This window comes from Bombella sp. ESL0380 (genome assembly GCF_009725805.1).
GTDB lineage: Bacteria > Pseudomonadota > Alphaproteobacteria > Acetobacterales > Acetobacteraceae > Bombella > Bombella apis.
On sequence record NZ_WNIH01000003.1, the window covers coordinates 512,045 to 532,191 of the forward strand.

Sequence of the window (20,147 nt, forward strand, 5' to 3'; positions counted from 1 at the left end):
TTGAACACCTGATCTTCCAAAAATGCCCTGTTGATAAGTGGTGACAGCTTTGTGGAACGACACGTACCTTCACCCACGTTTCCCTGTGGATTAGCACGTACCTTTACACACGCCCGGACACGTACTTTCACCCACACGAGTGGTATATAACATGTTGAAACTGATATGTTTTTCTAACCCGTAACACGCGCGCGCGCGTTTTAACTTAAATATATTCTTTTAACGTCTGAGGGGCTATTCCATCTGGGGATATGTCTACCGCGGCGCTCCTCGTTATAGGATGTAGTCGAGAGGCTAGGGCGTTTAAACACTTTGATCGTAGCGTTTAAACGGCATGCAATTCATAATTTCTCTGAGCCGTCTGCGGGAGACAGCCAGTAGGCAATGAGCTCAGGATCAGGGCTCGGATTGAGGTTTAGCGGCCTTGGGCTGAAGACGTGACGTTTCGGAGATGCCTTTGGACTCTGTTTCTCGAAGGCGGTAGAAGGGGTAGAGGACAGCTCTTTTTGGGATATCTGTGAAGAGAGCCCCAAAATAAATTTCCTGACGTGCCGAGTGAACTGACTGTAGCTCATCTGAAGAGTATCGTGATGTTTTTGGAAGACATCTGACCTGTTGTAACCTTGCTTCAACTCTTCTGCGATGACGGATTTCAGGGCAAGAAACCTCACGCGAGCCATCCCCTTCTTATTTGGCGTCATTGTAACCACTTCCAAGGCATAGCCTTCCTATTAGCGTGCGAATATACTCCAATATGTGCAATTATATGCGAATATATGCGAAAATCTTCCTGATCGTGAGACCGGGGGTGCATTCGCATATAATTGCATATTGTCGCGTGATGTTTGAAAGCAAGATAGGTTGCCGTGTGCACGGCAACGTGCTTGTTCGCCTGTGGCTCAACGCTGGTAAAGGGGCGGTCTAGTGACCGAGATCGAGAAAAAACGCCAAAAAAATATCGGACCACGGTCGGGTCAACGTATTCCGGTTAAAGTGACCGCAGAAGAAAAAGAGGCCATTGAGCGCACAGCTAGCCAAGTGAGGCTTCCAGCTTCCACCCTGATGAGGAACTTGGCTCTTGGCTATAGTCCGCCTAGTCGTGTCGATCAGGAGACTTTTCTTGAGCTGTTCAGTCTGAGAGGTGATCTGGGCCGTCTTGGTGGCCTTCTCAAGCTATGGCTGGTCGATCGGCCTGATGCTGTGGTGTCCAATAAGGTCGTTCGGGAGGCTTTGACCGAGATATTGGAACGCCAAGGACAGGTTGCTGATTTGATAAGTGAGATGCGGCCTTTAATTCGACGTTAGAACGCATATGGTAGCTGTCCATTAAACGGTGGTTTTCCGAACGCACCAAAAAACGGCATCCGGGACATTCGAACCTCAATTGACGAGTTAACATTCTCGTCAAGTTTTCAATGTCTCGGTTTCGTCAATGAATCAGCGTATTGGGTATGCACGGGTCTCTACGGAAGACCAGCATCTGGACCTGCAGCGTCACGCGCTTCAGCAGTCGGGGAGCCACGTCATCTACGAGGAAGCTGCAAGCGGGAAAAATGCCGAGCGCTTGGAGCTTGAACAATGCCGCAAAGCCCTGCGCACCGGTGACACGCTGGTGGTGTGGCGGCTGGACCGGCTCGGCCGTAGCTTGCCCGATTTGGTACAGATTGTGGCCGATCTCGAACGCAGTGGCATCAGCTTCGAAAGCGTTACCGAGAAAATCAAGACAGAAAGCGCCGCTGGGAAGCTGATCTTCCATGTCTCTGCCGCCCTCGCGGAGTTCGAGCGCAGCCTGATCCCCGAGCGCACCCATGCCGGACTCGCCGCAGCGCGCGCCAGAGGCCGCTCAGGCGGTCGCAAGCCCAAGCTCGGGGAGAAGCAGGTGCGCGAGAGCAAGTCCCTCCTGCGCGACCCGGACATCCAGGTGGCCGATGTGGCGCGGCGCTATGGGGTGTCATGTACGACGCTTTACAAGCATGTCGGTGAGCAGCGGCAGCGCTGCCTGGCGGACACCGAAGATTGAACTCCGCCCCAAAAGTCCGCGCGAGGGGTTGATTGTAGATATGCGTATAGTTTATATACCCATTATCAAACAATTCTGGTGGGCGCGCTCGTCGCACCCGTTCAACGAGGGCTTGCCATGCGCTGGGGTATCGAAAAGCGGTTGGAGTTCATTGAATTCCGCCTCTTTTGGGAGGGCGGGATCAACCGTGCCGACATCGTAGACCAGTTCGGCGTGTCCGTGCCCCAGGCCTCGAAGGACCTGACACTCTACGAGGAGAAGGCACCGGGAAATCTGATCTACGACAAGAGCGTCAAACGCTACAAAGCGGCGGAAGATTTCAAGCCTGTTTTCATGCAGCCCAATGCATCCACGTACCTCGCCCACCTGCGCGAGACTAACGGAGGAGCGTCTGGTGTAACCGAAGCTTGGCTTGCATCGGCGCCCGAGCATGATGCCCTGCCTATTCCACACCGACGCGTGGAGGTCGACGTCCTTCGCGATGTCCTCAAGGCCGTTAGAGAAGGTCATTCCATAGAGGTCTTCTACCAGTCGATGAGCGCCAAGAAGCCCACCCCCGAGTGGAGGCGGATTTCTCCCCACGCTCTCGGCAATGACGGACTGCGCTGGCATATCCGTGCCTTCTGTCACATCGACCACAAGTTCAAGGACTTCATTCTCTCGCGCTGCATGAAGATCCGAAAGCATGGACTGTCCGGCGCGTCCGCGAATGACGACAAGCTTTGGCATGATCGCTTCGCGGTCGCGCTCGCACCGAATCCAGCCCTGAGCGCGACCCAGCGATCGATCATCGCCCAAGATTATGAAATGACGAACGGGCGCACTGAAGTAATGGTGAGAAAGGCGCTGCTCTACTACTTCCTGAAGCGCCTCCGTCTGGATGTCGCAGACAAGCTGGACAACCCCCACGAAGTCCCGGTCGTGGTCGCCAACCGAACTGCCTTTGACGCAGCGCTCGCGGAGGCGATGGCATGAAGTCTGTCAATTTCGAAATCCTTTGCGACGACTGGCCTGAACTCGCAGGTCTTGGCGCCTTTGCAGAAGCCTATGCTCACGCTGATCCTGCAAGCGCACTCGTCAAGCTTCGGCTCTTCGCAGAAAATCTGACGAAGGATATCTACCGCGAGCTCCGGTTGCCAAAGCCTGACTTGCCCACATTCGTTGATCTCTTGAAGAACGACGCCTTCATCGCAATCACGCCGAAGGTTGTGCTCGACAAACTCCACGCGTTGCGGATTCACGGCAACAAAGCCGCGCATGGCGAGCCTGTAAGGAGCCAGCACGCTCTACGGCTGCTCAAGGAGGCACACGACCTAGCTCGCTGGATGTGTGTCCGGTACGGGAAAGCGAAAGCAGACCAGCTTAACACCTTCCAGCAGCCGGCTATTCCAGGTCAGGTTGAGGAGCGGGAACGGCGCCAGGTCCTCGAAAAATTGGCGGCCCAGGAAGCCCAGATGGACGCGCTGCTTTCAGAACTCGAAGAAGCGCGCACGAAGGCAACCGCCGCCCAGAAGGAAGCGGCTGAGCTCAAGCAGCTTGCAAGCTCGGCACAGGCAGCGGCCGATGAACTTCATTTCAGCGAAGCAGAAACCCGAGCGCGCCTCATCGATAGCATGTTGGCGAGCGTCGGATGGGATATCGCCGAAGGCGTCAAGAACACGACTCAAGTGGGCAAGGAAGTCGAGGTCGACGGACAACCTACGGCTACGGGCATCGGTTACGCCGATTACGTGCTGTGGGATGACAACGGGAACCCGCTGGCCGTTATCGAGGCGAAAAAGACCTCGACCGATGCCGAGCTTGGTCGACATCAAGCCAAACTCTATGCCGATAGCCTTGAAAAGCGGTATGGGCACCGCCCGGTCATCTTCTACACGAACGGCTTCGACATCTGGATTTGGGACGACGCGCAAGACTTTCCTCCGCGGAAGCTCTATGGCTTCTACTCCAAGGACAGCCTTCAGCATCTGGCGAACTACCAACGGCACAACAAACAGCCACTCGACACGGTCGCGATCAGCGATCAGATCGTAGATCGGCTGTACCAGCTGGAAGCTATCAAAAGGGTTTCTGAGCGGTTTTCGCAGAAGCACCGTCGGGCGCTGGTGGTTCAGGCCACTGGTACAGGCAAGACACGCGTTGCGATCGCGCTGACGGACCTTCTGATCAGAGCCGGTTGGGTCAAGCGGGTCCTCTTCCTCTGTGATCGCAAGGAACTCCGGAAGCAGGCCAAGAACGCCTTCAACGATTTCCTATCGGAGCCCACGCGGATCATTACATCGCGCGTTAGGACGAACGCCAGTGAGCGCGTCTTCCTTGCGACCTATCCCGCGATGCAAAAGGTCTTCCAGTCTTTCGACCCTGGCTTCTTCGACCTCATCATCGCGGATGAATCTCATCGAAGCATCTACAACGTCTACGGAGACATCTTTCACTATTTCGACTGTCATCAGGTGGGGCTTACCGCGACGCCAGTTGACTTCGTTGCGAGGAGCACCTTCCGCCTCTTTGGGTGCGAAGGGCAACTTCCCACGTCAAATTATGATCTCGAGCAGGCGGTTCAGGCAGGCTACCTGATCCCATTCGAGGTCTATGAGCACACGACGCAGTTTCTCCGCGACGGCATCACCCTCGATGGCCTATCGCCCCAGCAAATCCAAGAGCTCGAAGACCAGGGGGATGACCCGGCGCAGTATGATTTCTCCTCGGAGCAGATCGACAAGGTCATCTATAACAAGGACACCAACCGCGCGATCCTCCGAAACCTGATGGAAAACGGGATCAAGGATGCGACCGCACAAATCTTAGGAAAGAGCATCATTTTTGCACGGAACCATCAGCATGCGATGCTGATGCGTCAGCTCTTCGATGAAATGTATCCGCAATACGCCGGCAAGTTCTGCCAGGTGATCGACAACTATGATCCGCGTGCCGAGCAGTTGATCGACGATTTCAAGGGCGAAGGTACCAACAATGATCTGACCATAGCGATCTCGGTCGACATGCTCGATACCGGGATCGACATCCCGGAGATCGTGAACCTGGTTTTCGCCAGACCCGTCAAATCGCCAGTGAAGTTCTGGCAAATGATTGGCCGAGGCACGCGTCTCTGTCCGGACCTCTTCGGTCTCGGCCAGCATAAGAGCGTGTTTCGCATCTTTGACCACTGGGGCAATTTTGCCCGCTTCGAAATGGGCTATCGCCCTGCCGAACCTACACAGGGCAAGCCGTTGGCTCAGCAGGTCTTCGAAGAGCGTTTAAATGTTGCCGAGATCGCCCTTCAGAAGAGCGAAATCTCGGCCTTCGACGCTGTGATCGACCTTGTGGCACAGGATATCAATGCGTTACCGGAAGAATCCATCGCCATTCGGGAGAAATGGAAGGAGAAGCGCGCGCTATCTCGTCCCGAGGTATTGAAGGCGTTCGCCCCGGCGACGGTCGCGAGACTTCGCCAGGAGATCGCACCTCTGATGCAGTGGCGAAACATCCGTGGATTCAGCGATGCCCTTGCGCTCGATCTTCTCATAGCGCGGATGCAAATCGCAGTGCTTCGTGGCTCAGGCGAGATTGCCGATCTGAAAATCGAGCTCTTCGACCGCTTGGCATGTCTGCAGATGCACCTGAACCCCGTACGCGAGAAGGCGGAAGTCATCAAACGCGTAAAGTCGGATGCTTTCTGGAAGGATGTAGCTGCCGCCGATCTGGAGGACGCACGAATTCGGCTGCGCGAAATCATGCATCACCGTGCCAAAGGCGGTTCGCAGGGCCTTCCTCCGAAGGTGGTCGATATCACCGAGGATCGCGGGCAGATGCAGTTTGCACGGCGTTCGGCGAGCCTGAAATCCGTCGACATGAAAGCCTATCAGCAGATCGTCGAGGCTGAGCTCAAGAAGCACTTCGAGACCAACCCGGTCCTCAAGAAAATCCGTGCTGGCGAGGCAGTGTCCGACCGCGAAATCGATTCGCTCGTGTCGCTTATTCTCACTCAGCACCCGGACGTGCAGCGTGAGCATCTTGAGGAGTTCTTCAGCGAGACGGCGGGTCCGCTCTATCTTGCGATCCGGATAATTGTAGGCATGGATCCCGAGGCGGTGCGAGAGAAGTTCACCGCCTTCGTACAAAAACATCCGAAGCTGAGCGCGAAGCAGACACGTTTCCTCGGGCTGCTGCAAAACCACATTGCGCGCTACGGCACGATTGAGGTCGAGCGGCTCTACGATGACCCCTTTACTGTAGTCGACGCCGACGGGCCGGACGGGGTTTTCGATGACGAGGCCGACCTCACCGATCTCATCAATATTGTGCGCTCCTTCAGTCCCACGGTCGAGGGGCGCCCCGACGACAACCCGAACGAGAGGAAATCATAAATGGTCACGGGTGAGCTCAAGCGGCGCGTCGACACGCTCTGGACGGAATTCTGGCAGGGCGGGATCACTAACCCGCTGACGGTGATCGAGCAGATCACGTTTCTGATGTACGCGCGCCTCCTCGACATCAATGAGGCGCGAGATGAGAACCGCCAGAAGCGGACGGGCAAGTCGTTCGAGCGCCGCTTTAAAGAGGACGAGCAGCACCTGCGCTGGTCGCAGTTTAGGCACCTGGGATCCGACCAGATGCTTCCGCTCGTGCGAGATAAGGTCTTTCCGCATTTCCGCTCCACAGTGGCCAGTGGCACGGCCTTCGCCGAGTTCATGAAGGACGCGCAGCTGATGATTCAGAAGCCGGGCCTTCTGGTGAAAGCCATAAACATGATCCATGAGCTGCCGCTGACGGAGGGCGACACCAAGGGCGACCTCTACGAGTACCTGCTCAGCAAACTGACGACGGCTGGCATCAACGGGCAGTTCCGCACGCCGCGGCACATCATTCGGCTGATGGTCGACATGCTGGAACCTAAGCCGACGGACGTGATATGCGACCCCGCCTGCGGCACCGGCGGTTTCCTCGCCAGCGTGATGGAATATCTGCTTGAGACCTACACCTCGCCCGAGGCTGTGATCGAGGAGAAGGATCCCGAGACTGGCGTGGTCGAAAAGATTTTCACCGGCGACCTGCTCGAAGAGCACCGCGACCACATTCGCAGCAGCATGTTCCATGGCTTCGACTTCGACGCGACCATGCTGCGGATCGCGGCGATGAACCTCATGCTGCACGGGGTCGACGATCCCGGCATCCATTATCAGGACACGCTGAGCACCGGCTTCACGGACAAATTCCCTCGGCAGGCGAGCGAGGGCTTCGACGTCATCCTCGCCAACCCGCCTTTCAAGGGTAGCCTCGATTTTGAAGACGTGCACTCGGGGCTTCTGCGCCAAGTCAAGACCAAGAAGACCGAGCTGCTGTTTCTCGCGCTGATCCTGCGCATGCTGAACACCGGCGGCCGATCCGCAACCATCGTGCCCGATGGCGTTCTTTTCGGCTCTTCCAACGCGCACCGTCGGCTGCGCCAGCTCTTGGTGGAGCAGAACCAGCTGGAGGCAGTTATTTCATTGCCGAGCGGCGTGTTCAAACCGTACGCGGGTGTTTCCACCGGCATCTTGATCTTTACCAAAGGGGGCAGAACCGACAATGTCTTCTTCTACGATGTCAAGGCTGACGGTCTTTCGCTCGATGATAAACGGGAACCAGTAGCAGTTAACGATTTACCCGATTGTCTCGCCCGCTGGCGCTCGCGTGATCCAAAGATTGATCGAGATCGAGGATCGAAATTTTTCTTTGTGCCTGCAGAGGAACTACGCGAGCACGGCTTTGACCTATCCTTCAAGCGGTATTTCGACAGGCCCCACGAAGAAGAGGATCATGAATCGCCACAAGAAATTCTTAAACGCATATTGAAACTGAACGAAGATATTGCGTCAGAGCTTTCTGATATCGAGGCGCTGCTTGCATGAGGAACGTTCCAATTCTGGATGTGGCAGATGTCCTTGCAAGCGGCCCAACTGAGTTCGCTGGCACCAAGCGATACTTCGCAACCGCAGACGTAAATGGGGCCGATCTACTAGACGGCGTGGAGGTCAATTTCACGGACCGCCCAACGCGTGCGAATCTGGTTGCAGAGCACGGCGATGTGCTATTTGCGAAAATGCAAGCAACCGACAAAGTTGTACATGTAAACGGTAGGGTCGCGGACGCTATCTTTTCAACCGGCTTTTTCAACCTTCGCCCCCGGCAAGACATTCTAGAATCCAGGTTTCTTTTCTGGCTCTTGAGGAGTCCGCAGTTTCACTTGGAAAAGGACAAACGCTGCACCGGAGCAACCCAAAAGGCGCTTACATTAAGTGGCTTAAGAGATATATCTATTCCAAGCCTCCCCCCCCTCGAAGAACAGAGGCGATTGGCGACGATCCTCGATAAGGCAGACGCTGTAAGGCGAAAGCGCTCGCTTTCCCTTAAGTATGTCGATGACTTGATTAAGTCAGAGTTTGTTTTTCGGTTTGGAAGCGCCGCAACAAACCTCAAAAACCTTCCAACTTCTCCAATCAAATCATTCGGAAAAGTTGTCACTGGCAACACCCCGCCTCGAAAAGATTCGTCCAATTTCGGACAAGATGTCGAGTGGATAAAATCGGACAACATTAACACTCCAAGTCACTTCCTGACCCAGGCGGATGAATGGCTCAGCGCCACTGGAAAGAGAATTGGACGCACGGCTCCAGTTGGCTCCACTCTTGTTACGTGCATAGCAGGGAGCCCAAGTGTAATAGGCAACGCTGCGTTGGCCGATAGAGAGGTCGCCTTTAATCAGCAAATCAACGCAGTAGTCCCAAACCGTGAGACTGATCCATACTTTCTCTATTGTCAGTTCCTTGTCTCAAAGAACCTTGTACAGGCAAATTCGACGGATTCGATGAAGGGAATGGTGAGTAAAGGGAAGTTTCAAGAGATCGAATTTCTTAGGCCGCCTCTCGATGAGCAACGTGACTTTGGGCGTTTCTTTTCGCGCATGATGTCGCTCAGACTACGTCTTGAGGAATCCAGAAAAGACGGCGAAGCGCTCTTTGGCTCGCTAGCTTCGCGCGCTTTGCATGGCGAGCTTTGAGGTGACGCCATGCGCTTGACCCGGATCGAAATTGAGAACTTCAAAGGCATCGGCTCACGGCAGCGGATCGACCTGCGGCCAATAACGCTACTGTTCGGCCCAAACAGTGCAGGCAAGAGCACGATCCTGCAGGCGCTGCACTACCTGCGCGAAATCCTCGAACGCGGGAACGTCGATCCTGATAAGACAATTGCTGGCGGCCTCATTGACCTAGGAGGCTTCGCAACGCTGGTCCACAACCACGAACTCGACCGAACTGTGACCCTGAAGGTCGTCCTCGACCTCTCAGATGAACAGGGCTCAGACGGCCTGCCGCTGAACGCTGGTCTCTCGATAGGAGAGCCCGAGTTCACAGAACTGCCTGTCCGATACCTGGTCGGAGAAAGTGACGAGTATCGCGACTACGCCATCGTGCAGGACGCCGGACTGGAAGTCGACATCCGCTGGAGCGCGCTCGAGCAGGCGCCCTATGTCTCCCGCCTCGCGATAGAGTTGGATGACGAACCGCTTGCAGCCATCGTTTCGCCCCCCACCGAGGGCCGGGCACAGTTGACCGATTTCAATTTTGATCATCCGCTCCTGCGGCGGGCAGTTCTTACAGACGATATGCCAGACGACGATGAGGACTTCGCCACGGGGTCCCCGCTCGAGGACGAGATCTGGTCGCTCGCACGCGAAGCCGCCGCCGACCGCTCAACGCCGAGCTCTCCCGATAATCAGCTGCGGATCGCCGTTGGCACCGGGCTAGGCGCACTGCCACGATTGGACCGCGACCTCATCCTCGATATCCGCGACCCGGACGTGAAGAAGGCCGAACAGGAGGACCGGACGCCGCGCGTCAACGGCCTTCGCGCTCTGCTCTCCGAAATGATCCTCGGACCGGTTAAGCTTGTCCGTGACCATCTTACGCAGATGACCTACATTGGCCCGTTGCGCGACATTCCGTCGCGCAATTATCGGCCGCAGGTGACGCCAGATGAGGCTCGCTGGGCCCATGGGCTTGCCGCGTGGGACCTGCTTTATAACGACCGTCGCGGTGACCTCATGACCGAAGTCAACTGGTGGCTCTCGGGCGAGGAGCGGCTGAGAACGACCTACAGGCTAGAGCGGGTGGAGTTTAAAGAAATCCCGGTTCCCAGCGTCATGCACCAGATGTTCGAGCGCGGTCTCAACGAGGACGACATTGGCGAATTGCAAGAGCTCTATCTGAGCCTTGCCACGCGGACGGAAATCGCTCTGCGTGACTTCAATCTAGGCATCCTCGTCGCACCGGGTGACGTTGGCGTCGGCATCTCACAGATGGTCCCGGTGATCGTCGCCTCGTTGCGCAAACAGGACGGCGTTCTCGGGATTGAGCAGCCGGAACTCCATGTCCATCCCGCCATTCAGGTCCGCATGGGTGACATGTTCATCAAGGCTGCGGCTGGCGACCATGACAAGCTCACCGCGGGAAAGACCTTAATCATTGAGACGCATAGCGAGCACATCATGCTGCGGCTGCTTCGCCGCGTGCGGGAGCAGACTGAGGGTGAGGTTCCGCCTAGCATGCTCGGACTGACGCCTGATGACCTATCAGTGATCTACGTCGAGTCCTCGGCCGAAAGTGTCCGCTTCCGGCCCTTGCGCGTCAGCTCAGACGGTGATTTCGTAGACCCATGGCCGCGTGGCTTCTTCGCAGAACGGGCCGAGGAACTGTTCTGATGCTATCGGAATACGCAGTAGAACCTGCAGCCATCGGTGCGAACTGGCGAATCTTCAAGGACTTGATCGACCGCTTCGGCGCCGACAAGGGTCGGCTGATTTCTCGCTTTCCAACGAAATGGGAGAGGAAGGTTATCCAAGCAGCAAAAGAGGCTGGCGTGCCGGATGTTCGAATGTCCAGCATCGTAGAGCGTTTGCGCCTCTTTAAACACAAAGTTGTCGATTTCAATCGTACCTATGACTACGAAGCAGACTGGATTAACAACGCCCTGCGCGAACACGCTTCGCGACCATTCAAAGCAATCATATGCAATGCCGGAAAAGCTGCTTGCGCTGAAGCAATGGAGCCGGACGATTGCTCTGATGCGCACCCGCTGTTTAGAGCAACAACCAGCTGTGACGTGACCAGGACCGCTGACCAGATTGCCGATTCCTTGCATATCCTGACCGCGGTATCCAAGCATGTCGATATCGTTGATCCGTATTTCGATCTCCGACCGGCGAAGGGAAACTATCTTGCCACGCTAGTCTCACTGCTTGCGCGGCTTGCGGGGGCTCCGGGTCAGACGAAAGCTATCAGAATTCATTTCCGTGACCACGACACTCGCCCATCGGCTGAGATCCTTGCGCGAGACGGATCGGCTCAGGTCAAGGGATTGCTGCCTCCTGGCTATCGCATCGAATTTTACGCCTGGTCGGAAAAATTAGGAGGTGAGGACTTCCATGATCGGTACGTTCTGACGGAGCTTGGTGGAATTATGATCGGGGCGGGCCTATCTGCGGATGGCCCCGAGGAGTCAGCCGCTTTCACCTTACTGAACTTCGAACACGCTCAGGGGCTTCGCAGCAGATTTTCAGACGGATCAACGGTCTACGCTCGTGTTGGATCGGCTGTGCGCATCCGCGAGGATGGTAGTACCGAACTGTTCTGATAGCTGCATGGCTGTGAGACTGGTGGCCAGCACTTCACTCAACAGTCTGCCCCCTATGCCTCGTTGCAAACGGCCCCAGACTGACGCATAGCAGATGCAACCGGTCGAGCATGGCACAATTCATGGCATCCACTTCCGCAGCGAACTATTATATGATTAAATACTGACACTTAACACCACCATCAACAATCGAGTGGGAGTGAGACTGCAGAACATTATGGGGAATGATGGGGAAGGCCTGCAGGAATGCAGGCCTTTTTTGTGCCCTGATGATGGTCAGGAAGATGTCAGTCTGTACAGAAAGGTCATGAGATATGAAAGCATGTCCTATGAGGGAAAAGATGAGTGAATAGAGACTGCCAGGCGGTTGGATTTTATTGCATTTCCTTCCTTTCCTGGGAGGAGTGGTGTGCAGTCCGGGTAAGGGATGGCTTTCACAAGCAGAGTTGAACCGGAGACAAAGAGGATGTTCCAGCCATTGCTCCCAGTATGAAGCCGATCCTCCGCCCCAGTCTGCCCATGAGGATCGAAGCTCCAAAAGTTGTCAGGCAGGCCACGAGCGTGATGAGGGAGTAAGGGAGAGTGGCCAGAGTCTTGTCAGGCGTCAGCTGATAGCCGACAATCCCTGTCAGGGTCAGATCGACTGAGAATGAAGCCGTGAAAAGCAGCTGCCCCAGAAACAGGATCATGAGGCGGCCTCTGGTGGTCTGGGACATGATCAGGACTCCCTGATGCCTCATTGTTGGTCCTGATTTGTGGTATGAGTGTGTTCTGGTTCGCATGGGCGGACAGAAGCGTGGCGTGACCATGCCACGCTTTTCTGGCAGGGCAGGGTTGCTGTACATGAGCGGATTTTTTGGACATGAGAGGGGGAATACGGCTTGCCCAAATGGCTGTCCCTTGGCAGGGATAAAGGGATGAGAGTACCTGTTTCATTTTCCTGTAGGCTGCCCGTGCAGGGGGCGTTACCGATTGTGGTGATGGCCCTGTTTGCAGCTTGTCCCGCCCGTGGGGCGGAGGGAGAGCAGGCTATGTCTCATGCTTCCCATCATCATGGTAAGCGGCATGAAAAGCACCACGCCGCCGTGCATGAGCCAGCCCATGCGGCAAAAGCGCATGGGCGTGTCCACCATGGGCGCACTACCCCTCACAAGGTCGCTCCTGCGGCTCCGATGACGCAGCCAGCTCCGCCTCCTGTTCCCGACAATGTCGGTACGGAGACAAAGCTGCCACTGCCCCGCTATGCCGCCATGCGGGCGGACCGTGTTTACATGCGGCGTGGCCCCGGTGAGCGGTATCCGATCGACTGGGTCTATCATCGCCGTGGATATCCGGTGCTGATCGAGCGGGAATTCGGGGTCTGGCGTCTTGTGGAGGACCAGGATGGCCAGAAGGGCTGGGTGCATCAGGTGACGCTGCATGGCAGCCGTTCCTTTATCATACCCGGTTCCGTGTCCTATGATGGGGATGCGTCTAAAGTTTCGACCACGGGTCATGCTGATTCCCGCATTGTGGCATACGTGCCGGCGGGGGAGGTGGCACGGGGCCAGAATCATGACGTCCCTCTGATGAGTTCGGACAAGCCGGACCGGACCGTCGTCGCCCTGCTGGAGCCGGGGGCGATCGGAAAGATCAAGGCCTGTCCACAGGGCTCATCATGGTGTCATGTCACAGTCAGGGGCTATGACGGGTGGATCGAACGCCGCCTGTTATGGGGGGTGCAACCCGGTGAAATCATTCAGCCTGACTGAACAAATGAAAAGTCGAGGAATGTTATGACAGCCAACATCCATCATCGCCGCACTCGGATTGTTGCGACCCTCGGGCCGGCATCAGAAACCGCTGAGCAGATTCTCCATCTTGCCAAGACCGGTGTGAATGTTTTCCGCCTGAACTTCTCCCACGGTGCCCATGATGAGCACGCCGCCCGTCACAAGGCCGTGCGTGAGGCCGAAGCCAAGCTGGGCCGCCCTCTGGCCGTCCTGGCCGACTTCCAGGGGCCGAAGCTGCGTGTTGGCGTGTTCAAGGATGGCCCGGTCCAGCTGAAGGTCGGCCAGAAATTCACGCTGGATCTGGACAAGACCCCCGGCGATGCCAACCGTGTCAACCTGCCGCACCCGGAGATCATCGCCGCTGTTGATGTCGGTCACCGCCTCCTGCTGGATGACGGCAAGCTGGCTCTGCGCGTCACGAAGAAGCACAAGGAAGCGCTGGAGACGGAAGTTCTCGTGGGGGGCAAGCTCTCCGAGCGCAAAGGTGTGAACGTTCCTGACGTTGCCCTGCCGATCCCGGCCCTGACAGAGAAGGACCACAAGGATCTCCAGTTCGCCCTCTCCATTGGTGTGGATCTGATCGCCCTGTCCTTCGTCCAGCGTCCGGAAGACATTCAGGAAGCCCGTGACATCGTCAAGGGCCGTGCATGGATCGTCACCAAGCTGGAGAAGCCGCAGGCTGTTGAGTGCCTCGATGAGATCATCCGTCTCTCCGATGCGCTGATGGTGGCCCGTGGCGACCTGGGTGTCGAGCTGCCGGCCGAGGATGTTCCAGTCATCCAGAAGCGTGCCATCACCGAGGCCCGTCGTCAGGGACGTCCGGTCATCGTGGCAACGCAGATGATGGAAAGCATGATCAGCAGCCCGGTGGCGACCCGTGCGGAAGTCTCCGACGTGGCCAATGCTGTTTACGACGGTGCTGATGCTGTCATGCTCTCCGCTGAGAGTGCTGCCGGTTCCTTCGGGCCGGAAGCCGTGGCCACGATGGCCCGTGTCACCGCCCGTGTGGAACAGGACCCGGAATGGCGTGCCCGCATGGACCGCATGCGCCCGGTCTCCGAGCACACGATCCAGGGTGCACAGGCCAAGTCAGCCTTTGATGTGGCCCGCAACGCCCGTGCAGCCGCTCTGGCCGTGCATACGGAGAATGGCCGCAGTGCCGTGCTGGTTTCCCGGGAGCGTCCGCATGAGCCGGTCGTGGCCCTGACGAACGAGACGACCTCCCGCCGCCTGTGTGTGGTCTGGGGCGTGTTCCCGAAGGTTGTTTCCAGCAAGGATGATGTGAAGGCCGTTGGCGAGTTCGCTAAGGGCGGTGAGCATGTCGTCCTGCTCGACAGCTCCAAGAACCTGCGCATCGTCAAGGTCTGATCCTTCGCTGATGCGTTGTCTGCATCCCTGGAGGCTTCGGCCTTCAGGGACGCAGGGAGAAAAGAAGGAGCCCGGCAGGCTGATCACCTGCCGGGCTCCTTTTGCATGGGGTTGAAGAAGAAACGGTCAGGCCTGCTTGTTCTCGATCAACCCCTGCCGGATACGGCGTCCACGCCTGATGCGCTCCGTGATGGCCTCGGAATCGCCATTACGTATGGCCTCGACCATGAGGTGGGCATCCTTCTCGAAACGCTCGAACGTGGCGAGCAGGACGTCCCTGTTTGTCAGGAAGATGTCTCGCCACATGGTCGGGTCGGACGCAGCGATGCGGGTGAAGTCCCGAAAGCCCGAAGCGGCATATTCCAGCACATCGGCCCGGAGGTCGGCGGAAAGACGGTCCGCAGTATCGCATATGGTGAAGGCCAGAAGATGCGGGAGATGGCTGACCATGGCGCATATCTGGTCATGATACTGGTCGGTAATCTGTCGGGTGCGGGCCCCACAGCGCTGCCAGAAAGTTTCCATCGTGGTGATGGCTTCAGAGGGTGTTCCCGCGGGGGGGACGAGCAGGGTCCAGCGATTCTCGAACAGGGTGGCGAACCCGGCATCTGGGCCGGAATATTCCGTACCAGCCATGGGGTGAGCCGGAACATAGCTGACATCTTCTGGCAGCAGAGCGCTGATGTCCGGCCCCAATGTGCTGCGGACGGAGGCGACGTCACTGAGGATGCTCCCGGGCCTCATGTGGGGAAGGATGGCCGCAGCGACCGGCCGGATGGCCCCCGTGGGAATGCAGAGGATGACAGCATCGGATTTTGCGGCTGCCTCTGTCAGGGAGGCTGTGACTTCATCCGCCAGGTCCAGCTCTCTTGCCCGCTGGAGAACAGCCGGGGCGCTGTCGGCTGTGATGAGGCGGCGGGCAAGGGTGCCTGTCTGTCGGGCACGGCGGAGGATGGAAGAGCCGATCAGCCCCGGGCCGATGATGGTCAGGGTGTCAAAGAGGGGGGCATCAGCCATGGAGATATCCGTTTCATCCTGTAAAGCGCATGTGGGCCAGTGTGTTGTTCAGGACCGGCGCAGCTGGCGGAACTCATAGAGCTGCCAGAGCAACAGGACAGGCACGCCGATGACGATGTCCCGTCCCCGTCGCAGCAGGGAGATGCTGATGGAAATGTCGGCACTGATGCCGAACAGATGCCCCAGAGCCACATAACCTGCTTCCTGCACCCCCAAGGCACCGGGCACCAGAAAACCGGCGGACATGATACCACAGACGGCCCCTTCAATGGCCAGTGCATTGAGAAAAGAACAGTGTGCGCCCAGCAGGATAAGGGACAGCCATGTCAGCAGGGCGCTACCAATCCAGCAGAGCAGATGCAGCGCTGCCCCCAGGCCGATGCGGACCGGCTGGTCCCAGAGGCTTTCAATATAGCTCTGGAAATTTTCGCTGTTTTCAGCCAGCGCATCATGCCAGTCGGCAGAGATGTGCTTGGAAAGAAAACGGGCCAGCGCCTGGAGGGCATTGCCGCTGCGCTGCTGTGTCCAGATGAAACCCGCCATGCCGATGCTCAGCAGAACGATGCCAATGGCCAGCGGCCAGACAAATCGCCCGGCATCGGCCTGGCCGACAAGGCAGAGCAGGGCGATGATGATGAAAGCGAGCTGCCCCAGAACTTCCGTTGTGATGTCAACAATGTTGGCGGCAACTCCCTCTGTCCAGCTGATGGGCTGTCCATCCGTCGTATGGCGGGGGTGGCCCGCCGTGGTGGCCCGTATGCCGATGAGCATTCCGCCAAGCTGGGAAAAAGGCAGGCACGCTGCTGCAGCATCCCGGACAAACCGGGAAAAGGTCAGGCGGAGGAAGCTGATGCTGGCGATGCTGCTTTTCCAGGCGACGCCGAGGAGAACGTTGACGGCCAGCTGGCTGAGGATCAGCAGGATGAACCCGCTGAGGCCGATCTTGGCAAGTGAGGCCAAAATCGGGTGTATGCCAGTACGCAGGGTCAGAAAACAGAAAAGGACGACACCTGTAAGGGAAAGAACAAAGGGAAGTATTTTTTTCAAGGTGCCCGCCATAGTGTTAAATTCATGTTCATGTCCTTCTAGGCCACTCCGTAGCGCACGTCCAATCAGCAGGGCTTTACCCGCCATAATGACGGGGCCTATATCCGGCAGAACAAGGCGCTGAAGTGAGGAAGGAGCGGAGATGTCAGAAGATGTGACCCTGGTGACCGGGGCAACCGGTTTTGTGGGATCGGCCGTTGCACGGGCTTTGCTGGAGCGTGGTCGTCGTCTGCGCCTTCTGGTCCGGCAGACATCGGATCGCCGCAACGTGGCCGACCTGCCCGTGGAATTTGTTGTCGGAGACCTGGCAGACCCTCAGAGCCTGGCTGAGGCGCTGGAGGGCGTGACCTATCTTTTCCATGTAGCGGCGGATTATCGCCTTTGGGTACCAAACCCTGAAGTGATGATGAAGGCCAATGTCGAGGGAACCCGGCGCCTGATGCTCGCCGCCATGAAGGCGGGTGTAAAGCGTATCGTGTATTGTTCCTCCGTTGCGGCACTGGCCACGGCCCATGATGGCATTCCGGCCACGGAGTCTTCCCCCGTGACGGAGGATCAGATCGTGGGCGTTTACAAGCGGTCCAAATATCGGGCGGAGCAGGAAGTTCTGCGCCTTGTCCGGGAGGAGGGCCTGCCGGCTGTCATTGTGAATCCATCGACTCCGGTGGGACCACGGGACATCAAGCCGACACCGACCGGGCAGATGATTCTGGACTGTGCGACAGGCCGTATGCCGGCTTATGTCGAGACTGGGCTGAATATTGTCCATGTTGATGATGTGGCAGAAGGCCATGTGCTTGCTTTTGAGCATGGTACGATTGGCGAAAAATATATTCTGGGCGGCGAAAATCTCATGCTGGGTGATCTTTTTCGCATGGTGGCGGAGGTCGCCCATCGCCGTCCGCCCCGTATCCAGCTCAGGCAGTCATGGCTTTATCCGGTAGCCTATCTTTCCGAACTGTTGGCAAAAGGCTTTGGAATTCAGCCTCGTGTCACGAAAGAGATGCTGGACATGTCCAAAAAGTTGATGTTTTTTTCTTCGGCCAAGGCGGAGCAGGAGCTGGGGTACCGCCCCCGTCCGGCCCGTCAGGCCGTTGCCGATTCCGTGGCCTGGTTCCGCCAGCATGGGCGGGGACATTTTTTATCTTGAGAGGTAGTAGCAGGCTGGCACGGTGATGGTTTTTGTGATGGCGTTGTTTTCCTTGTTGGCCTGGCTGGGGCTGACATTTTTTCATGGTCAGTTCTGGATTGGTGGCCCCTGGCTCAGGAGGGGGCTGAAGGCCAGACGTTGGAAGAATGGCCTTCCAGCCGTGGCTGTCATCGTTCCAGCCCGTGATGAAGCAGCCTCCATCAGTGCCTGCCTGTCTTCCCTGCTGGGGCAGGATTATCAGGGGCGCTATCATGTTTTCCTTGTGGATGATGAAAGTACTGATGGTACGGGGGATATTGCCCGCCGTGTGCCAGACCCGCAAGGACGCCTGACCGTTCTGGATGGGAAGCCCCACCCGGCGGGGTGGAGCGGCAAACTCTGGGCCGTTGGGCAGGGGCAGGAAGAGGCTCTGGAGTTCCTTCCTGCTGATGGCTATGTCCTTCTGACAGATGCCGATATTGTCCATAAGGAAGACCATGTTTCCTCTCTGGTGGAGAGAGCCCAGAGCGAAAATATCGACATGGTTTCCGAGATGGTGAAGCTGAACTGCGCCTGTTTCTGGGAAAAGGTTTTTGTTCCGGCCTTCGTCTATTTCTTTGCCATGCTCTATCCTTTTCGAAGGATCGCTGACCCGCAGTCTCCAGTGGCTGGAGCTGCCGGGGGGACGGTGCTGATCCGCCGCAAGATGCTGGAGATGATAGGGGGAATACAGACCCTCAGGGATGCCTTGATCGACGACTGTACGCTCGGTGCCCGTGTCAAGGAGGCCGGAGGGCGGCTTTATCTTGGGTGCAGCGAACAGGCATGGTCCATCCGCACCTATCAGACCTTGGGCGAGATATGGCACATGATCGCCCGCAACGCTTATGTCCAGCTCGAATTCTCCCCCTGGAACCTTCTGAAAGCCTTGGCCGGCATGGTTCTGATATGGTTTCTGCCGGTTCGCCTTCTTCTGTTCGGCCGTGGTAAAAACCGCGTGGTGGGTGGCTGTGCATATGCGCTCAGCTGCATTACGTTCATGCCGACCCTGCGCTGGTTCAACCTGTCATGGTGGCGCGTCCTCTCATTGCCGCTGGTGGCTGCCTTCTACATGATGGCAACCGTCGGCTCCGCAGTGAATCATTATCGGGGCAAAGGTGTCAGCTGGCGCGGGCGGTCGTATGAAGGAGCAGAATCATGATGCCACAGTCTGGTGGGGCCATGGCGCAGGAGGATGCCCATATCTGGGGAAAACAGGACGTTTCTTCCAGCAAGGGCATGAAGGATGAGAACTTCCCCGTCGGGTCTTTCCTGATATCTCCGGGACACAGGCCCGCCGTCCATGCCTATTACAGGTTTGCCCGTGTGGCGGACGACATGGTGGACAATACCCGGCTGTCTCCCGCTCAGAAGGTGGTCCGGCTGAAAGCCCTGCGTGAGGTCCTGCACGGCGAGCGGAAGCCCCCGCCTGGCCGGGCTGATGCCTGGAGTGCGGTCATCCTCCGGACGGTTCTTCAGGAGCGCAACCTGCCGTTGGAGCTGGGAAGCGACCTGATAACGGCCTTCATCATGGATGCGGAAAAGACACGCTATGAACACTGGTCGGAGCTGCTGCATTACTGCCGCTATTCGGCCAATCCCGTAGGGCGCTTCCTGCTGATGCTGCATGGTGAAGGGGAAGAGACCTTCGGTCCGTCGGATGCGCTCTGCACGGCATTGCAGATTGTCAATCACATGCAGGATGTCAGCAGTGATCTGAAGCAGCTGAACCGCTGTTATGTGCCTCTCCCGTGGTTGCAGGAAGAGAATGTCCACCTGAAGGACCTCATCCTTGCCCGCAGCAAGCCGGGTGTACGGCGCGTGTTCGATCGCATGCTGGCTCATGTTGATGCCCTGAATGAGGAGGCCGCACGTCTTCCCGCACTTGTGAAAGACCGTCGCATGAGGCTGGAGGCCGCCGTGATCGTGGCACTCTGCCGCCGCCTGACAGAGCGTCTGCACCGGCAGGACCCGATAGCCGAACGGGTGGCGCTGACAAAGTCTGATGGTCTGCGGGCGTTGGGCTGGGCCATGCGTTACCTGCGCTGAGGCGGGTTTCATGCTGGCCCTTTGCCACGGCAGA

At 57.4% G+C, this 20,147-nt stretch carries 17 protein-coding genes; 13 read left to right on the top strand and 4 right to left on the bottom strand.

Going from position 1 to position 20,147, the window contains the following annotated elements:
- Positions 1 to 341: 341 nt before the first annotated feature.
- On the bottom strand, positions 342 to 701 hold the full coding sequence (locus tag GM608_RS08900; protein WP_086431062.1) for a TraK family protein: 360 nt from the start codon (positions 699 to 701) through the stop codon (positions 342 to 344).
- A 223-nt stretch (positions 702 to 924) separates the two neighbouring features.
- Here GM608_RS08900 and GM608_RS03405 point away from each other — a divergent pair, with 223 nt between their 5' ends.
- The 8 genes from GM608_RS03405 to GM608_RS03440 all read left to right on the top strand — a co-directional run bounded on the left by GM608_RS03405 (position 925) and on the right by GM608_RS03440 (position 11,692).
- The gene (locus tag GM608_RS03405; protein ID WP_086431061.1) at positions 925 to 1,305 is read left to right on the top strand and encodes a plasmid mobilization protein; all 381 of its coding nucleotides are present in this window, start codon (positions 925 to 927) and stop codon (positions 1,303 to 1,305) included.
- A gap of 127 nt (positions 1,306 to 1,432) precedes the next feature.
- Positions 1,433 to 2,020 (top strand): recombinase family protein, encoded by a 588-nt coding sequence (locus GM608_RS03410; RefSeq protein WP_333645006.1) that lies wholly within the window; start codon positions 1,433 to 1,435, stop codon positions 2,018 to 2,020.
- A gap of 117 nt (positions 2,021 to 2,137) precedes the next feature.
- Positions 2,138 to 2,995: a WYL domain-containing protein gene (locus tag GM608_RS03415; protein WP_086431183.1), complete on the top strand. Its 858-nt coding sequence runs from the start codon at positions 2,138 to 2,140 to the stop codon at positions 2,993 to 2,995.
- A complete protein-coding gene (locus GM608_RS03420) occupies positions 2,992 to 6,387 on the top strand; it encodes a DEAD/DEAH box helicase family protein (protein ID WP_333645007.1) in 3,396 nt (1,131 codons plus the stop codon). The genes GM608_RS03415 and GM608_RS03420 overlap by 4 nt, the downstream gene beginning before the upstream one ends.
- Positions 6,388 to 7,911, top strand: coding sequence for an N-6 DNA methylase (locus GM608_RS03425; protein ID WP_086431058.1), 1,524 nt, complete (start codon positions 6,388 to 6,390; stop codon positions 7,909 to 7,911).
- Entirely contained in the window at positions 7,908 to 9,059 is a 1,152-nt protein-coding gene (locus GM608_RS03430) for a restriction endonuclease subunit S (RefSeq protein WP_086431057.1), read from the top strand. Before GM608_RS03425 ends, GM608_RS03430 begins: the two co-directional genes overlap by 4 nt.
- A gap of 9 nt (positions 9,060 to 9,068) precedes the next feature.
- Positions 9,069 to 10,760 carry an AAA family ATPase gene (locus GM608_RS03435; RefSeq protein ID WP_086431056.1) on the top strand — a complete coding sequence of 564 codons (1,692 nt, stop codon included), beginning with the start codon at positions 9,069 to 9,071 and terminating at the stop codon, positions 10,758 to 10,760.
- Positions 10,760 to 11,692 carry a hypothetical protein gene (locus GM608_RS03440; protein ID WP_333645008.1) on the top strand — a complete coding sequence of 311 codons (933 nt, stop codon included), beginning with the start codon at positions 10,760 to 10,762 and terminating at the stop codon, positions 11,690 to 11,692. The genes GM608_RS03435 and GM608_RS03440 overlap by 1 nt, the downstream gene beginning before the upstream one ends.
- A 434-nt stretch (positions 11,693 to 12,126) precedes the next feature.
- On the opposite strand, the gene GM608_RS03445 is transcribed toward GM608_RS03440, so the two are convergent.
- Positions 12,127 to 12,408: a hypothetical protein gene (locus tag GM608_RS03445; protein WP_249089249.1), complete on the bottom strand. Its 282-nt coding sequence runs from the start codon at positions 12,406 to 12,408 to the stop codon at positions 12,127 to 12,129.
- Positions 12,409 to 12,723: 315 nt separating this feature from the next.
- On the opposite strand from GM608_RS03445, the gene GM608_RS03450 reads away from it, so the two are divergent.
- Together GM608_RS03450 and pyk are read left to right on the top strand one after the other, a co-directional pair.
- The gene (locus GM608_RS03450) at positions 12,724 to 13,443 is read left to right on the top strand and encodes an SH3 domain-containing protein (RefSeq protein ID WP_333645010.1); all 720 of its coding nucleotides are present in this window, start codon (positions 12,724 to 12,726) and stop codon (positions 13,441 to 13,443) included.
- Between the two features lie 24 nt (positions 13,444 to 13,467).
- The gene (gene pyk / locus GM608_RS03455; protein ID WP_043560476.1) at positions 13,468 to 14,832 is read left to right on the top strand and encodes a pyruvate kinase; all 1,365 of its coding nucleotides are present in this window, start codon (positions 13,468 to 13,470) and stop codon (positions 14,830 to 14,832) included.
- A gap of 126 nt (positions 14,833 to 14,958) precedes the next feature.
- Here pyk and GM608_RS03460 read toward each other — a convergent pair whose 3' ends face one another.
- A complete protein-coding gene (locus tag GM608_RS03460; RefSeq protein WP_043560473.1) occupies positions 14,959 to 15,849 on the bottom strand; it encodes a prephenate dehydrogenase/arogenate dehydrogenase family protein in 891 nt (296 codons plus the stop codon).
- Between the two features lie 48 nt (positions 15,850 to 15,897).
- Positions 15,898 to 16,908: a lysylphosphatidylglycerol synthase domain-containing protein gene (locus tag GM608_RS03465; RefSeq protein ID WP_086431051.1), complete on the bottom strand. Its 1,011-nt coding sequence runs from the start codon at positions 16,906 to 16,908 to the stop codon at positions 15,898 to 15,900.
- A gap of 130 nt (positions 16,909 to 17,038) precedes the next feature.
- Between GM608_RS03465 and hpnA the strand changes: the two genes are divergently transcribed.
- The 3 genes from hpnA to hpnC are packed head-to-tail and all read left to right on the top strand — an operon-like array spanning position 17,039 to position 20,113.
- Positions 17,039 to 18,046, top strand: a complete 1,008-nt coding sequence (gene hpnA, locus GM608_RS03470; protein WP_043560468.1) for a hopanoid-associated sugar epimerase — start codon at positions 17,039 to 17,041, stop codon at positions 18,044 to 18,046.
- A 25-nt stretch (positions 18,047 to 18,071) separates the two neighbouring features.
- Complete coding sequence (locus GM608_RS03475) at positions 18,072 to 19,226, top strand: glycosyltransferase (RefSeq protein WP_043560465.1); 1,155 nt, start codon at positions 18,072 to 18,074, stop codon at positions 19,224 to 19,226.
- A complete protein-coding gene (hpnC, locus tag GM608_RS03480; protein WP_232086321.1) occupies positions 19,223 to 20,113 on the top strand; it encodes a squalene synthase HpnC in 891 nt (296 codons plus the stop codon). Before GM608_RS03475 ends, hpnC begins: the two co-directional genes overlap by 4 nt.
- The last annotated feature ends 34 nt before the right edge of the window (positions 20,114 to 20,147 follow it).

Bases quoted from the DNA above. Each gene is read 5' to 3' on its own strand.
- GM608_RS08900 (WP_086431062.1), bottom strand. From the start codon at position 701: ATGACGCCAAATAAGAAGGGGATGGCTCGCGTGAGGTTTCTTGCCCTG.
- GM608_RS03410 (WP_333645006.1), top strand. From the start codon at position 1,433: ATGAATCAGCGTATTGGGTATGCACGGGTCTCTACGGAAGACCAGCAT.
- GM608_RS03415 (WP_086431183.1), top strand. From the start codon at position 2,138: ATGCGCTGGGGTATCGAAAAGCGGTTGGAGTTCATTGAATTCCGCCTC.
- GM608_RS03420 (WP_333645007.1), top strand. From the start codon at position 2,992: ATGAAGTCTGTCAATTTCGAAATCCTTTGCGACGACTGGCCTGAACTC.
- GM608_RS03425 (WP_086431058.1), top strand. From the start codon at position 6,388: ATGGTCACGGGTGAGCTCAAGCGGCGCGTCGACACGCTCTGGACGGAA.
- GM608_RS03430 (WP_086431057.1), top strand. From the start codon at position 7,908: ATGAGGAACGTTCCAATTCTGGATGTGGCAGATGTCCTTGCAAGCGGC.
- GM608_RS03435 (WP_086431056.1), top strand. From the start codon at position 9,069: ATGCGCTTGACCCGGATCGAAATTGAGAACTTCAAAGGCATCGGCTCA.
- GM608_RS03440 (WP_333645008.1), top strand. From the start codon at position 10,760: ATGCTATCGGAATACGCAGTAGAACCTGCAGCCATCGGTGCGAACTGG.
- GM608_RS03445 (WP_249089249.1), bottom strand. From the start codon at position 12,408: ATGTCCCAGACCACCAGAGGCCGCCTCATGATCCTGTTTCTGGGGCAG.
- GM608_RS03450 (WP_333645010.1), top strand. From the start codon at position 12,724: ATGTCTCATGCTTCCCATCATCATGGTAAGCGGCATGAAAAGCACCAC.
- pyk (WP_043560476.1), top strand. From the start codon at position 13,468: ATGACAGCCAACATCCATCATCGCCGCACTCGGATTGTTGCGACCCTC.
- GM608_RS03460 (WP_043560473.1), bottom strand. From the start codon at position 15,849: ATGGCTGATGCCCCCCTCTTTGACACCCTGACCATCATCGGCCCGGGG.
- GM608_RS03465 (WP_086431051.1), bottom strand. From the start codon at position 16,908: ATGGCGGGCACCTTGAAAAAAATACTTCCCTTTGTTCTTTCCCTTACA.
- hpnA (WP_043560468.1), top strand. From the start codon at position 17,039: ATGTCAGAAGATGTGACCCTGGTGACCGGGGCAACCGGTTTTGTGGGA.
- GM608_RS03475 (WP_043560465.1), top strand. From the start codon at position 18,072: ATGGTTTTTGTGATGGCGTTGTTTTCCTTGTTGGCCTGGCTGGGGCTG.
- hpnC (WP_232086321.1), top strand. From the start codon at position 19,223: ATGATGCCACAGTCTGGTGGGGCCATGGCGCAGGAGGATGCCCATATC.